The following is a 14453-nucleotide window of genomic DNA, read 5'->3' on the forward strand; positions in this document are numbered from 1 at the left end:
AGTGGTACTCTAAATGGGAGCTGTAGCTGTAGCCGTAGTCGCTTGGTTCATTTTTTCTCCATTGACCTTTATGATGTTATTTGGTCTGTTGTTGAATCTGAGCGCGATAGTAGAGGATGATTATTTCATTTATATGACAGTGCCTTTTCTATTGATTGTTTCAAATAATTTGGTTTTAAACGCAGTATTCCTATCAGTGCAAATTATTTTAATTATTGATTTTTAATGGTTTTATTTTTTAGTTGTATCGGTAGCAATTAGGGTAATGAGTTATTTATGACATATTTTATGACAAAGTTGTCATTTTCAGGTTTCAATTGCTCGCTCATAAAGTGGTTTTAAATCGAATTGTTCGGTTTTTTCGAGCTAATTGAACATTTGGCTTGGGTTTGTTATAAACAGAAAATTGTTCAAATTGAGCTCCATCATTATGTTTCACCTCAACTATAACCATCTCTATTACTTCTGGATGGTGTGCAAGCAAGGCTCGGTTACTAAAGCGGCTGAAGCACTCTTCTTAACACCACAAACGGTTACCGGGCAAATTAAAGCTTTTGAAGAGCGCATGGATGGTAAGCTGACCAAGCGTAATGGCCGTAGCATTGAACCAACAGAACTTGGGCAACTGGTTTTTAAGTATGCTGATCGAATGTTCGGTTTAAGTTATGAGATGCTCGATATTGTTAATTACAGCCAGCGCTCTAATCTGCTGTTTGATGTGGGAGTGGCTGATGCTCTCTCTAAACGGCTTGTCAGTAAAATATTAATGACGACAGTCCCGGCCGATAGCAGCATCCACTTGCGTTGCTTTGAATCGACCCATGAAATGCTATTAGAGCAACTTTCACAACATAAATTGGATATGATTCTCTCCGATTACCCGGTTGACTCCAGTCAAAGCCCTGGCCTGTACAGTAAAAAACTGGGTGAGAGTCATATGAGTCTTTTTTTGTTCGGGTAATGTCGATGATGTCTCTTTTCCCGCTATTTTAGAGCATCGAAAATTGTTGATACCCGGCAGCCGAACTGCGATGGGGCGTAATCTACTGCAATGGTTTGACCGTCAAGGCCTGAAGCCGAATATTTTAGGAGAATTTGATGATGCGGCATTGATGAAAGCTTTTGCGCGTTATCATCATGATGCAATTTTTTTGGCACCTTCAATTTATGTTACTGAAGTAGGCGATGATCTCCCTTTACAATTAATCGGCCAGATTGATGATTTAAAAGAAGAGTACTATGTCATTTTTGCTGAGAGGATGATTCAACATCCGGCAGTAAAAAATGTTTGTGATGCAGATTTTAGTAATTTGTTTGTATGATACTTTCATTACTAACTATAAATAGATTACTATCGCATTATCTATTGATGTTATTGATTATCACTTGCTAAATAGTACTGATTCAAAATGGTTTCACGCCTTCTCTTGCCGTTCGGTTGAATGATTGCAGTCGTTAGCGGGATAACAAATTAAACGACATAAAAAAGGGTACTAACCTTACTTATAAACTCATAACCTGTTGGGTTGGGTTGGGTTAGGGATGATGCAAACTTGTGATGTGTTTGATGTAAGAAGTTGTTCCAAGGGAGCTTACTTATGAACCTACAAGAAATGGAAAAAAACTCCGCTAAAGCAGTCGTTCTGCTAAAAGCGATGGCTAACGAAAGACGCCTACAAATATTGTGTTTATTACACAACCAAGAACTGTCGGTTGGTGAGCTATGTGGGAAATTAGAATTGAGTCAATCGGAACTTTCGCAGCATCTTGCTTGGTTAAGAAGAGATGGGTTAGTGGATACGAGAAAAGAAGCTCAGACGGTTTACTACACACTCAGCAGCCATGAAATCAAGGCGATGATTGAGTTGTTACACGGTTTATACTGCCGCTAGTGTTTTGAAAAACACACAATCCGAAATTATGTTTCAGTAACATAGTTCGGATTTTTTATATTGAAATTAGAGCAAATACTTTACTTGACGCTGCAGATATAAAAAAACCGGCCTTAGCCGGTTTTTATTTTCGCGTGGAACTAAGTCTAAATTATAGAGCTTTGATTGCTGCAGCGAAACGAGACTTATGGCGAGCAGCTTTGTTCTTGTGAACAAGACCTTTAGTCGACATACGGTCAAGGATTGGTGTAACTGCAGCAAATGCAGCAGTTGCAGCTTCTTTATCGCCAGCTGCGATAGCTGCGATGGTTTTCTTCATGTAAGTGCGCATCATAGAACGACGGCTAGCATTATGCTGACGACGTTTATCAGCTTGGATAGCGCGCTTCTTAGCAGATTTACTATTTGCCAAGGGTCTAACTCCCAAAAACTTAGTTCGGTGACAATTTAAGGGCTGGGAATATCCCTTATTTGCTCTCAATTGTCAAATGATTTGTGCAAAAACCGTTCTAGGCCAAACAAATTTTGGTATAGGAAGGTCATCGCGGTTAAGATGCGGGGATTCTAACAGTATTTTTTTTCCAATGCTAATACTTATCTGATCTCGCACTGACATTCCTTATGTGTTGCTGTGGATAATGACGTTTTGGCTTGTTTTTCGAGGTAATAGTGAGCAAACGCCTACTCAAATCTGGCTTGATTGTCAGTGCTATGACGTTGATTTCTCGTGTGTTGGGCCTAGTTCGTGACGTAGTTGTTGCGAATTTGATGGGGGCTGGCGCGAGTGCTGATTGTTTTTTTCTTGCCAATAAAATTCCTAACTTCTTACGTCGGCTGTTTGCTGAGGGTGCCTTTTCTCAAGCATTTGTACCGGTATTGACCGAATATCATTCATCTGGAGACCTCAATAAAACACGTGAGCTCATCGCCAAAGCATCAGGCACACTCGGAGTGATTGTGACCTTAGTAACGGTCGTTGGCATCTTATGTTCTGGTGCCGTGACGGCACTGTTTGGGGCCGGATGGTTTTTAGATTGGCTTAATGATGGTCCTGATGCGCATAAGTTTGAGCTTGCGAGTTTATTATTAAAAATCACTTTTCCTTACTTATGGTTCATCACTTTTGTTGCTTTATCAGGAGCGATTCTTAATACCTTAGGCAAATTTGCCGTCTCTTCTTTTACCCCTGTCTTTTTGAATGTGATGATCATCGGTTGCGCTTGGTTTTTGTCGCCGCACTTACAGCAACCGGAAATTGGCTTGGCGATTGGTGTCCTTCTTGGGGGATTGGTCCAGTTTCTATTCCAAATTCCATTTTTGCTCAAAGCAGGTTTATTGGTTTGGCCTCAATGGGGCTGGAATGAACCGGGGGTTGTGAAAATTCGCACTTTGATGTTGCCTGCTCTCTTTGGGGTATCGGTTAGTCAAATTAACTTATTGCTGGACACCTTCATTGCCAGCTTCTTACAAACGGGCTCCATCAGCTGGCTTTACTATTCAGACCGTTTGCTAGAATTCCCGCTTGGCTTATTTGGTATTGCGATTGCGACCGTTATTTTACCTGCGTTGTCTCGTAAACATGTTGATGCCCACAGCGAAGGATTTGCGCAAACTATGGATTGGGGTATTCGTATGGTTTGTCTGCTCGGTTTTCCTGCGATGTTAGGCTTGATCGTATTGGCAAAACCGATGCTTATGGTGCTGTTCATGCGAGGTGAGTTTACCCCGAATGATGTCAATCAAACGGCGTTGTCACTCTATGCATTTGGTTTGGGCTTGATCAGTTTTATGCTGATCAAAGTGCTCGCACCGGGTTACTACTCTCGGCAAGATACCAAAACGCCAGTTCGTTATGGCATTATCGCCATGATCTCTAATATGGTCTTCAATGCGCTTTTAGCGTGGCATTTAAGTTATGTTGGCTTGGCGTTAGCTACCTCATTGTCTGCTTTTATCAACATGGCACTGCTTTATCGAGGGTTACATGTGCAAGGGGTGTATCAGATCACTCGCAAAACCATTGGTTTTATTGCTCGCTTAGTGGTGGCCAGTATTGTAATGACTGCGGCCATTGTTTGGCAATTGGAAGAAATGTCAACGTGGCTAGAGTGGAGCCTGACACAGCGAGCTACATCGCTGGTGATGTTGCTCGGTATCGGTGCAGTAAGTTATTTACTTTGCTTAACCGTGCTTGGCGTGCGTTTAAAAGACTTAAAAGCGGCGACAGATTAACGGTGATTAGTATATAATCCGTCGGTTTCGCACCTTGCTAATTGAGAACTATAAGGTTTTAAGCATTTTCTAATGGAATTGATCCGCGGCATTCACAATATTAAGCCACAGCATCATGGCTGTGTATTAACCATCGGAAATTTTGATGGTGTTCATTTGGGGCATCAGCAAGTTTTGGAGCAAGTATCCAAGAAAGCGCAATTATTGAGCTTACCTTCGGTGGTGATGACGTTTGAACCGCAGCCATTAGAATTGTTCGTCAAGCACAATGCACCCGCTCGATTAACTCGATTACGTGATAAATTTGTGCAACTGAACAAACAGTCGGTTGACCGATTGTTATGTGTGAATTTTAACCAACACTTTGCTGATTTAACGGCAGAAGCTTTTATTCGTGACTTGTTGGTCGCTCAGTTGGGTGTTAAGTTTCTGGTGATTGGTGATGATTTTTGTTTTGGTAAAAATCGCCAAGGTAATTTCAGTATGCTGCAGCAAGCTGGACAACAGTTTGGTTTTGAGGTGGTAAGTACCCACAGTTTTTGCTTGCAACAACAGCGAGTGAGTAGTACTGCTATTCGTAACGCTTTAGCAAGCGATGACTTAGTGTTAGCTAAGCAGATGCTCGGTCGTGATTACGGTATCAGTGGTCGAGTGTCGCATGGCCAAAAATTAGGGCGAACTATTGGTTTCCCTACAGCGAATATTCCGCTTAAGCGCTGTGTTTCTCCGGTCTCTGGTGTTTACGTCGTCAATGTCTCTGGCCTTGATAACTCGCCCATTGGAGGGATTGCCAATATTGGTAATCGGCCAACAGTCAACGGGGTTCGCCAACAACTTGAAGTGCACTTGTTTGACTTTCATGCCAATTTATATGGCAAACAGCTAGAAGTGGCACTTTTACATAAGCTTCGAGATGAAAAGAAATTTGAATCTTTTGGAGCACTAAAGCAACAAATTGAATTGGATGCTGATGCGGCAAGGGTGTGGTTGCATCAGCTAAAGAATTAGTCGGATTATTCCACCGATTAATATCATGTCTAACGTCGCCCAATATAACGGAATTAAGAATCGATGAGTGATTATAAAGATACCCTGAACCTACCTGAAACAGGGTTTCCAATGCGTGGCGATCTGGCTAAACGTGAGCCAGAAATGTTAAAGCGTTGGTATCAAGAAGATCTTTACGGCGAAATCCGTAAAGCCAAAAAAGGCAAAAAATCTTTCGTATTGCACGATGGCCCTCCTTATGCCAATGGTGATATTCATATTGGTCACGCACTGAATAAGATTCTTAAAGACATTATTATCAAATCGAAAACCTTATCTGGTTTTGACGCGCCTTACATCCCAGGCTGGGATTGTCACGGCCTACCTATCGAATTGATGGTAGAGAAAAAAGTTGGCAAACCGGGCCAGAAAGTGACCGCGGCTGAGTTTCGTGAAAAATGCCGTGAATATGCAGCAGGTCAAGTGGAAGGCCAGAAAGAGAGCTTTAAGCGTTTAGGCATTATGGGTGAGTGGGATAAACCTTATCGCACCATGGATTTTGCCACTGAAGCCAACATTATTCGCGCATTAGGTAAAATTGCTGATAAAGGCCATTTGTTGAAAGGTTTCAAACCGGTTCATTGGTGTACAGACTGTGGTTCAGCATTAGCGGAAGCAGAAGTGGAATACAAAGACAAAGTGTCTCCTTCAATTGACGTGCGATTCAAAGCGGCCGATGAAGCGGCGCTGCTTGAAAAGTTCACGCTCGCGGCTGATCACGCCGGCCACGGTCAAGTGTCGATTGTTATTTGGACAACCACGCCTTGGACCTTGCCAGCTAACCGCGCAGTCTGCTTACGTGATGATCTGGAATATGTATTGATCCAAATTGAAGCCGATGGTGAACGCCCAGCTGAACGCATTATCGTTGCCTCAGAACTTGCAAAAAGTGTCATGGATCGTGCTGGTATCAGTCATTACCACAATCTTGGTTTTTGCCAAGGTGCAGACCTTGAACTCATGCCTTTTAATCACCCATTTTACGCATTTACTGTGCCTGCGATTTTAGGTGAGCACGTAACCACTGAATCGGGTACTGGTGTTGTTCATACTGCACCTGGCCATGGTCAAGAAGACTTCGTGGTTGGCAAACAATATGGCCTTGAAGTGGCTAACCCTGTCGGTTCAAATGGTGTTTATCTACCAGATACTGAGCTATTTGCTGGTCAACACGTGTTTAAAGCGAATGACTCGGTACTTGAAGTACTGAAAGAAAAAGGTGCTTTGTTGCACCACCATGCCTACGAGCATAGCTATCCTCATTGCTGGCGTCATAAAACCCCGATCATTTTCCGTGCAACACCCCAATGGTTTGTCTCTATGGAGCAAGCCGGTCTGCGCGCCCAAGCTCTAGAATCGATCAAGGGCGTGCAATGGATGCCGGAATGGGGTCAAAGCCGCATCGAAGCAATGATTGAAGGTCGTCCTGAATGGTGTATTTCTCGTCAGCGTACTTGGGGTGTACCGATTGCGCTATTTGTGCATAAAGAGACGGCAGAACTTCATCCTAATAGCCCTGCGCTGATTGAAACAGTGGCGCAATTGGTAGAACAAAAAGGGATTCAAGCGTGGTGGGATGTCGACACTGCTGAGATCTTGGGCGAAGAAGACGCCAAGCATTACGAAAAAGTACTCGATACACTGGATGTATGGTTCGACTCTGGTGTGACTCACTACGCCGTTGTTGATAAGCGCGAAGAGTTCAATGGCCACGGTGCAGATCTGTACCTTGAAGGTTCGGATCAGCATCGTGGTTGGTTCCAATCTTCATTGATTTCATCGGTAGCAATGAAAGGCGCTGCGCCTTACAAACAAGTATTGACGCATGGCTTTGTGGTCGATGGTCATGGCCGCAAGATGTCAAAATCAATCGGCAACGTGGTTGCGCCAAAAGATGTCACCAATAAACTGGGTGCAGACATCCTGCGTCTATGGGTTGCATCGACTGATTACACTGGCGAAGTGGCGGTTTCTGACGAAATTCTAAAACGTTCGGCGGATGCTTATCGCCGTATCCGTAACACAGCACGTTTCTTCTTAGCCAACCTCAATGGGTTTAATCCAGCAACGGATATGGTTGCAGCAGACGAGATGGTGTCGCTGGATCGTTGGGCCGTAGGTCGTGCCTTTGCGGCGCAACAAGAAATTGTCAAAGCATATGAAGAGTATAATACGCATGGCGTGATCCAACGCTTGATGCACTTCTGCTCAATTGAAATGGGTTCGTTCTACCTTGATGTGATTAAAGATCGCCAATACACGGCTAAACAAGGTGCACATGCACAGCGTAGCTGTCAAACGGCGCTGTATTACATCGTTGAGGCTTTGGTTCGTTGGATGGCACCGATCATGTCATTTACGGCTGATGAAATTTGGAACGAAATGCCAGCGATGCAAGCTAACGGCGAGCCGCGTGAAAAATTTGTCTTCACGGGTGAGTGGTTAGAAGGTCTGTTTGGCTTAACTGAAGGCGAAGAGTTGAACAATGAATTTTGGGCAGAGATGCAAAAAGTTCGTAGCTCGGTGAACAAGTTGCTTGAAACTGCTCGTAGTGAAAAAATCATTGGTGGCTCATTACAAGCTGAAGTGGTGCTGTTTGCTGATGATGCTTTAGTGGCTCAGTTGAACAAGCTTGAAGATGAACTGCGTTTTGTACTGCTGACATCAAAAGCGATAGTGAAGCCTCTGGCTGAGAAAAGCGATGTGGCACAAGCGACGGAAACTGCAGGTTTGTTTGTGTTGGTGAACGCAACGGAAGCAGAGAAGTGCGATCGCTGTTGGCATCATACTCCTGACGTAGGCACTATCACTGGTCATGAAACTATTTGTGGCCGTTGTGTGTCAAACGTCGATGGTGAAGGCGAAGTTCGTAAGTTCGCTTAATAATATTGGGATTCAATATGACAGAGCAGACGCTTACTTGGAAACAATCAGGAGTCCGCTGGCTATGGCTAGCGCTTCTGGTATTTACCCTTGATGTCGGCATAAAGCTGATGGTCATGGATAACATGGGGTATGGTTGGGAAAATCGCATCGAAGTGCTGCCATTTTTTAACCTACTTTATGTGCACAACTATGGTGCAGCATTTAGCTTTTTAGGCGATCAATCGGGTTGGCAACGCTGGTTGTTTACCGCTATCGCCTTTGCGGTGACGGGGCTCCTCACTTACTGGATGAGTAAGCTGCCTGTGCAAGAGAAGTGGCATAATATCGCTTATGCCATGATTATTGGTGGCGCAATCGGCAACGTGTTTGATCGTATCGTGCACGGTTTTGTGGTTGATTATCTTGATTTCTACTGGGGCAATTATCACTGGCCAGCGTTTAACTTGGCTGACAGTGCCATTTGCCTTGGTGCAGCAATGATTATCCTTGATGGCTTTCGTAAAAAAGACGATGCGCACTCATAATGGCTAAAATAGTTGAATAACCCTAAGCGCTGTCTGTTGATTCAGGTGGCGCTTTTTGTTTACTCTTCATCTCTAAAAATACGGTGGCGATAGGCGTACTAAAAACGGGCATTTTTATGTCGTTATGGATGCCTTGTCTCCATACTAAAAATAAATAAAGAGAAATCACGTGACGACAATAAAAGCAAACAGTGCGGTAACTCTACACTTCACCATTAAATTAAAAGATGGCTCTATTGCGGATAGCACTCATAATATGGGCAAACCAGCGAAATTGGTTATTGGTGATGGCAGCCTAAGCGACAATTTTGAGTTGTGCTTAATCGGTCTGAGTGCCGGAGAATCCAAAACCATTGAGTTAAAAGCCGAAGATGCGTTTGGTTTGTCTAACCCAGATAACATCCATCATATGGATCGCGCCAAATTTGTCGGTAATACTGAGGTGGACGTCGGCACAATTATGGCCTTTAGTGGCCGTGATGGCTTAGAAATTCCTGGCATTATCACCGCTATTGCGGGCGATTCGGTAACGGTTGATTTTAACCACCCACTTGCAGGACAAAATGTCATTTTTGATGTTGAAATTTTGTCTGTAGAATAATTGGCAACTTGCGATAACCCTATTCAATGAGCAATGAAATGAAAATATTGTTAGCCAACCCTCGTGGTTTTTGCGCCGGTGTTGATCGTGCGATCAGCATTGTTGAACGCGCACTTGAGCTGTATCAGCCTCCGATTTATGTACGACATGAAGTGGTGCATAACCGTTTTGTGGTGGAAGGGCTGAAGCAGCGCGGGGCCATTTTTGTTGAGGACTTACACGAAGTACCTGATGACAATATTGTGATCTTTTCTGCTCATGGCGTTTCGCAAGCGGTGAGACTTGAAGCGAAAGCGCGTGCATTAACCGTGTTTGATGCCACTTGCCCTTTGGTGACTAAAGTGCATATGGAAGTGGCTCGAGCCAGTCGCCGCAGTATGGAAGTAGTGCTGATTGGCCATGCAGGTCATCCTGAAGTGGAAGGAACCATGGGCCAATACGCCAGTAAAAAAGGCGGCATGTACTTGGTTGAAAAACCGGAAGATGTTGAAACGCTAAAAGCTATCGTTAAAGATCCGACTAATTTACATTATGTTAGCCAAACCACCTTGTCGGTGGATGAAACAGCCGATGTGATTGATAAATTGCGTGAAGTGTTTCCCGATATTCAGGGACCACGGAAAGATGATATCTGCTACGCGACACAAAACCGCCAAGATGCGGTGCGTCAACTTGCATTGGATGTTGATTTGGTGGTGGTGGTGGGCTCGAAAAACTCATCAAACTCTACGCGTTTAAAAGAATTGGCGGAAAAGCTCGGAACGCCGGGTTACTTGATTGATTGCCCTGAAGATATTGATCCAACGTGGTTTGATGGTAAGAAAACCGTTGGCGTCACGGCCGGCGCATCGGCACCCGAAGCATTAGTAAATCAGATCCTAGAGCGTATTAAAGAGCTTGGTGCTCAATCGGTTGAAGAAGTGCTTGGGCGAGAAGAAAACATGTTTTTTGAAGTGCCCAAAGAGCTGCAAATCAAGCAAATCGACTAGTCAATAAAAAGTAGTTGAATTAGACGTACCAATAAAAGAAGAGGGGCTTCCAAATGGAAGCCCTTTTCTATAACGCAAGCGAAGCGTCATTCACACTATGCAGTTTCTGTGACTGCTTTCGGTTTTTCTTCATCGGTAAGTTCGATGTCGCCTTTACCTTTGGAGATTCTAATTACATATATGGTTACGGACAGTGAGAACAAAATACCGGCAATGGTTGATGCTTGCATCGGTAAGCCGAAGCCTAATGCACTGTTATTAAGAATAAATGTGGCGCAAACCGTGGTCATAAACATCGCGGGTATAGTCGCAATCCAATGCAGTTTGTTGTGGCGTAGTAAATAGGCGGAAGCGGTCCAAAGCATCATTACTGCTGTGGTTTGGTTGGCAAAACCGAAGTAGCGCCAAATAATAGCGAAATCCACTTGAGTGAGAATGGCACCCAAAACAAACAGCGGCAGTGCCATGAACAAGCGATTACGCAGCGTTTTTTGTTCCATATTGAAATATTCAGCCAAGATCAAACGGCTAGAGCGAAATGCAGTGTCGCCTGAGGTGATCGGTAGGATAACCACACCCAAGAAGGCAATGATGCCGCCAAACACACCTAATAAGCCAAAGGATGCGCTGTACACAACGTTACCTGGGCCGCCGTTTTTCACTGCTTCTGATAATCCTTCCAATGAGCCAAAGAAAGAGAGTGCAATCGCACACCAGATAAGTGCGATAATGCCTTCACCAATCATCGCACCGTAAAATACGAAGCGGCCATTTTTTTCGTTTTCCATACAGCGAGCCATCAATGGCGACTGAGTTGCATGGAAACCAGAGATAGCACCGCAAGCAATCGTGATAAAGAGCGCTGGCCAAAGTGGTAGGTCGTTCTGGTTCATGTTGCTGAACATGTCGCTCATTTCAAAACCGCCCATCACAGTGTGTTCACTGGAAAGCGCAATCGCGGTCATTAAGCCAACCGACATAAAGATCAACAATGCGCCGAACAGTGGGTAGAAGCGGCCGATGATTTTATCGACAGGAACGATGGTGGCAAGAATGTAGTAAGCGAAAATGATCACCACCATTGAGGTCATGCTCACCGTTAGACTTGTTTGCTCGTTAATCAGATTGGTGATCATCCCCGCAGGCGCTGAAACGAAAACAACCCCCACAAGCAGTAACAGTACAATGGCAAAAATGTTCATAAAATGTTTGGCGCCATTGCCTAGGTAACGACCAGTAATGGTGGGCACTGAAGCGCCGCCATTGCGTACCGACAACATGCCTGAAAAATAGTCATGTACGGCACCAGCAAAAATACAGCCGACGACAATCCACAGCATCGCCGCAGGACCATAGAGTGCGCCCATGATTGGGCCGAAAATTGGGCCTACACCAGCAATATTAAGTAATTGTACCAAGTAGACTTTTTTGGTCGACATGGGAACATAGTCCACGCCATCACTCATGGTGTGGGCGGGTGTTTTACGGTTCTCGTTAATTCCAAATATTTTTTCTACAAAAGCGCCGTAGATAAAGTATCCGGCCAGTAGGGCTGCGACACAGGTAAGAAACCACATCATAGCAATTGTCCTTTATGAATGAATTAAGCTCACTGTGGATAATAAAGGGCTCTGTGACGAGAAACATCTGCTTTTCCAGTGAGCGGCACTATAGCCAGTTAAGTGGCTATTTCACACAATAAGTGGTTTAGGGCTCGTCTCATCATCTGGATCAATAATGCTTTGCTGCTGGGAGGCAATGAGTGGCATCTTACAAGCAATCTGCTAGGCTAATCGAATGAAAATAAGAACTTAAGGACAACAATGAAAAAGTTAAGTGTACTGTGCGCTGCTATATTGATGGTTGGGTGTGCGGCCTCTGATGCTGAATTAGCGCAAAACGGAGATTGGCAACAAATTGGTTACCAAGATGGAGTCACCGGCCACGCTGAGCGCAGCTATAAAAAGCTTTCTGAGCTGGGTTCGGTGCAACAAGCCGATTACGAAGCGGGATACGTTAAAGGGCTAAGCGAGTATTGTAACCCCCATTTCGCTTATCAAATGGGGTTGTCAGGCCAATATTATGAAGGTGTCTGCGAAGGCACCGAACAAGCACAGCGCTTTCGCATGGAATGGCAGCGGGGTTGGAATGAGTTTTCTAACTGACTTTTTGATTGAGAGCCGCTAGCGGCTCTCTTATTCGCTTTCCATTGCCCGGCGAAGAAAACCATCAGACTCAGTCAATTTATCCATAGCTTCTGCATAACTTAACCCCGTCAAGTGCATCAATATAGCTACTTTTACATTGTTGTTGCTTTGGGCTAATAAGTATTCAGCCTCAGCGCGTTCACAGTCGGTTGCTTGCATCACAATTCGCACCGCTCTGGCGATGAGTTTTCTGTTAGTGGCCTTAACATCGACCATTAAATTTTGGTAACTCTTACCAAGGCGGATCATGCTAGCGGTGGTGAGCATGTTGAGTACCAGCTTCTGCGCTGTACCGGATTTTAAGCGCGTTGAACCGGTCAGAGCTTCTGGCCCAACGACAGGGCTAATGGCTATTTGAGCCAATTCTGCAATCGGGGAATCCGGGTTACATGATAGGGCAATTGTTGTCGCTCCCAAATCATTAGCATACTCCAAGGCACCGATGACATAAGGTGTGCGCCCACTAGCGGCAATGCCAACAACCACATCTTGATCCGTAAAATGAACACTTTTGAGATCTTGAATGCCGAGTTCTGCGCAATCTTCCGCCCCTTCTTGAGCACTGAACATGGCCTCTTTCCCGCCGGCAATCAAACCAATCACCATCTGATCGCTAACCCCAAATGTTGGAGGGCACTCAGACGCATCAAGAACGCCTAATCGGCCACTGGTTCCTGCACCGATATAGATTAATCGACCACCATGTTTGAAGGCATAGGTAATTCGATCCACGGCTAAGGCGATCTCCGGAAGGACTTTTTCGACGGCCAGCGGAACGTGTTTATCTTGTTGATTGAGCCGTTCTACAATTTCTTGTGCTGATAGTAGGTCAATATCCATTGTGTCAGGGTTGCGACCTTCGGAAATAAGGTGAGAAAGCGCAGAGAGCAGCGCGTCATTAGTCATACCATTCCTTACTTATTAATGAGTAAAATAGACCACACCCAACGAAGCGAGAGCGCTTGCTCCGGTTACTTCTGGTAGATTGCTGGGTAAATTATGCAGACGACGTTGAGCAAGCCAAGCAAAAGCCATTGCTTCCATGTAGTCACTATCCACCCCTTTATCGCTGGTGGGCATGATGCGCCAGTGTGCTAAATGGGCCTGCAGACGTTCAACCAATAGCGGGTTACGGGCGCCGCCCCCACACAGCAGCAATTCCGGCGCTGGCCCACATTGGTAGTGTGCGACTTGCGTGGCGATGGTGAGTGCTGTGTATTCACAGAGTGTACGTTGAACATCTTCTGCTGCTAACGAAAACTCAGCCAGTATCTGCTGAAGCCAAGGGAGATTAAACAGCTCGCGGCCCGTACTTTTCGGTGCATTCAACGCAAGGTACGGCTCTTGATTGAGACGTTCGAGTAGTGGCTGATGCACCTTTCCCGATCTCGCCCACATGCCATTATCATCAAACTTATGGCCTGTCTGTTCAAAGCACCACGCATCCATCAACATATTGCCCGGGCCCGTATCGTAGCCTAATACTTTTTGCTGCGGCCGCAGTACCGAAATATTAGCGATGCCGCCAATATTGAGTACTACAACTCTCGAATCGATTGATTTGAAAATGGTGTCGTGAAATGCAGGGACTAATGGAGCTCCTTGGCCGCCGAGCGCCATATCTTTGCGCCGAAAATCAGCCACCGTGTCGATGCCAGTTTTGCTGCTGATAATATTGGCATCACCGAGTTGCATCGTAAAAGGCGTATTGCCGTTGGGTTGATGAAAAACCGTTTGGCCATGGCAGCCAATCGCGCGAATATCGCACGCTTGATAGCCTGATTGAGCCAGTAAAGCAATGACTGCATCTGCAAACAGATGGCCGAGCAAGTGGTCTAACTCGCCAATCTCTTGCACATTGGTTGATTGCCCAATACAGACATTCAGCAAACGCTGTTTGAGATCTTCTGGCATTGGGAAATCAGCGTGAGCCAATAAACGAATTTGGTTGCCATCCATTTCGACCAGCGCTGTATCGACACCATCCATGCTGGTGCCAGACATCACACCAATGTAGCGTTCAATGCTCTTCATTCGCTTCTCCTTCAACTCGAAAACAAAATCATTGTAATAGA

At 45.0% G+C, this 14453-nt stretch carries 12 protein-coding genes and 1 pseudogene; 9 read left to right on the top strand and 4 right to left on the bottom strand.

All coding sequences use genetic code 11. The features are described 5' to 3' along the window. The first annotated feature begins 430 nt into the window (after positions 1-430). A pseudogene (gene nhaR / locus VOR_RS17770) lies at positions 431-1322 on the top strand (transcriptional activator NhaR). 276 nt (positions 1323-1598) lie between these two features. Continuing rightward, entirely contained in the window at positions 1599-1892 is a 294-nt protein-coding gene (locus tag VOR_RS0107760; protein ID WP_010319142.1) for an ArsR/SmtB family transcription factor, read from the top strand. Positions 1893-2043: 151 nt separating this feature from the next. Here the strand turns inward: VOR_RS0107760 and rpsT are convergent, their stop codons facing one another. Further along, positions 2044-2304, bottom strand: coding sequence for a 30S ribosomal protein S20 (gene rpsT / locus VOR_RS0107765; RefSeq protein ID WP_010319143.1), 261 nt, complete (start codon positions 2302-2304; stop codon positions 2044-2046). A 257-nt stretch (positions 2305-2561) separates the two neighbouring features. Here rpsT and murJ point away from each other — a divergent pair, with 257 nt between their 5' ends. The 6 genes from murJ (at position 2562) to ispH (ending at position 10171) form a co-directional block, all read left to right on the top strand. Next, positions 2562-4124, top strand: a complete 1563-nt coding sequence (gene murJ / locus VOR_RS0107770; RefSeq protein WP_010319144.1) for a murein biosynthesis integral membrane protein MurJ — start codon at positions 2562-2564, stop codon at positions 4122-4124. Between the two features lie 72 nt (positions 4125-4196). Further along, entirely contained in the window at positions 4197-5132 is a 936-nt protein-coding gene (gene ribF, locus VOR_RS0107775; protein WP_010319145.1) for a bifunctional riboflavin kinase/FAD synthetase, read from the top strand. A 63-nt stretch (positions 5133-5195) separates the two neighbouring features. After that, positions 5196-8054 carry an isoleucine--tRNA ligase gene (ileS, locus tag VOR_RS0107780; RefSeq protein WP_010319146.1) on the top strand — a complete coding sequence of 953 codons (2859 nt, stop codon included), beginning with the start codon at positions 5196-5198 and terminating at the stop codon, positions 8052-8054. A gap of 17 nt (positions 8055-8071) precedes the next feature. Then, positions 8072-8581, top strand: a complete 510-nt coding sequence (gene lspA / locus VOR_RS0107785; protein ID WP_010319147.1) for a signal peptidase II — start codon at positions 8072-8074, stop codon at positions 8579-8581. Positions 8582-8750: 169 nt separating this feature from the next. Continuing rightward, a complete protein-coding gene (gene fkpB, locus VOR_RS0107790; RefSeq protein WP_010319148.1) occupies positions 8751-9182 on the top strand; it encodes an FKBP-type peptidyl-prolyl cis-trans isomerase in 432 nt (143 codons plus the stop codon). A gap of 26 nt (positions 9183-9208) precedes the next feature. Beyond that, on the top strand, positions 9209-10171 hold the full coding sequence (ispH, locus tag VOR_RS0107795; RefSeq protein WP_029626990.1) for a 4-hydroxy-3-methylbut-2-enyl diphosphate reductase: 963 nt from the start codon (positions 9209-9211) through the stop codon (positions 10169-10171). 95 nt (positions 10172-10266) lie between these two features. Here ispH and VOR_RS0107800 read toward each other — a convergent pair whose 3' ends face one another. Next, the gene (locus VOR_RS0107800) at positions 10267-11751 is read right to left on the bottom strand and encodes a carbon starvation CstA family protein (RefSeq protein WP_010319150.1); all 1485 of its coding nucleotides are present in this window, start codon (positions 11749-11751) and stop codon (positions 10267-10269) included. A 243-nt stretch (positions 11752-11994) separates the two neighbouring features. Here VOR_RS0107800 and VOR_RS0107805 point away from each other — a divergent pair, with 243 nt between their 5' ends. Next, a complete protein-coding gene (locus VOR_RS0107805; protein WP_010319151.1) occupies positions 11995-12336 on the top strand; it encodes a DUF2799 domain-containing protein in 342 nt (113 codons plus the stop codon). A gap of 30 nt (positions 12337-12366) precedes the next feature. Here VOR_RS0107805 and murQ read toward each other — a convergent pair whose 3' ends face one another. Both murQ and VOR_RS0107815 read right to left on the bottom strand, forming a co-directional pair. Continuing rightward, a complete protein-coding gene (gene murQ / locus VOR_RS0107810) occupies positions 12367-13284 on the bottom strand; it encodes an N-acetylmuramic acid 6-phosphate etherase (RefSeq protein ID WP_010319152.1) in 918 nt (305 codons plus the stop codon). Positions 13285-13299: 15 nt separating this feature from the next. Then, the gene (locus VOR_RS0107815) at positions 13300-14412 is read right to left on the bottom strand and encodes an anhydro-N-acetylmuramic acid kinase (RefSeq protein WP_010319153.1); all 1113 of its coding nucleotides are present in this window, start codon (positions 14410-14412) and stop codon (positions 13300-13302) included. Between the last annotated feature and the right edge of the window lie 41 nt (positions 14413-14453).

The organism is Vibrio ordalii ATCC 33509, assembly GCA_000257205.1.
Classification (GTDB): Bacteria; Pseudomonadota; Gammaproteobacteria; order Enterobacterales; family Vibrionaceae; genus Vibrio; species Vibrio ordalii.

What these genes read in the sequence shown, in the direction of transcription:
- ispH (WP_029626990.1), top strand. Translation starts at nt 9,209, where the DNA reads ATGAGCAATGAAATGAAAATATTGTTAGCCAACCCTCGTGGTTTTTGC.
- ribF (WP_010319145.1), top strand. Translation starts at nt 4,197, where the DNA reads ATGGAATTGATCCGCGGCATTCACAATATTAAGCCACAGCATCATGGC.
- VOR_RS0107760 (WP_010319142.1), top strand. Translation starts at nt 1,599, where the DNA reads ATGAACCTACAAGAAATGGAAAAAAACTCCGCTAAAGCAGTCGTTCTG.
- lspA (WP_010319147.1), top strand. Translation starts at nt 8,072, where the DNA reads ATGACAGAGCAGACGCTTACTTGGAAACAATCAGGAGTCCGCTGGCTA.
- VOR_RS0107800 (WP_010319150.1), bottom strand. Translation starts at nt 11,751, where the DNA reads ATGATGTGGTTTCTTACCTGTGTCGCAGCCCTACTGGCCGGATACTTT.
- VOR_RS0107815 (WP_010319153.1), bottom strand. Translation starts at nt 14,412, where the DNA reads ATGAAGAGCATTGAACGCTACATTGGTGTGATGTCTGGCACCAGCATG.
- ileS (WP_010319146.1), top strand. Translation starts at nt 5,196, where the DNA reads ATGAGTGATTATAAAGATACCCTGAACCTACCTGAAACAGGGTTTCCA.
- VOR_RS0107805 (WP_010319151.1), top strand. Translation starts at nt 11,995, where the DNA reads ATGAAAAAGTTAAGTGTACTGTGCGCTGCTATATTGATGGTTGGGTGT.
- murQ (WP_010319152.1), bottom strand. Translation starts at nt 13,284, where the DNA reads ATGACTAATGACGCGCTGCTCTCTGCGCTTTCTCACCTTATTTCCGAA.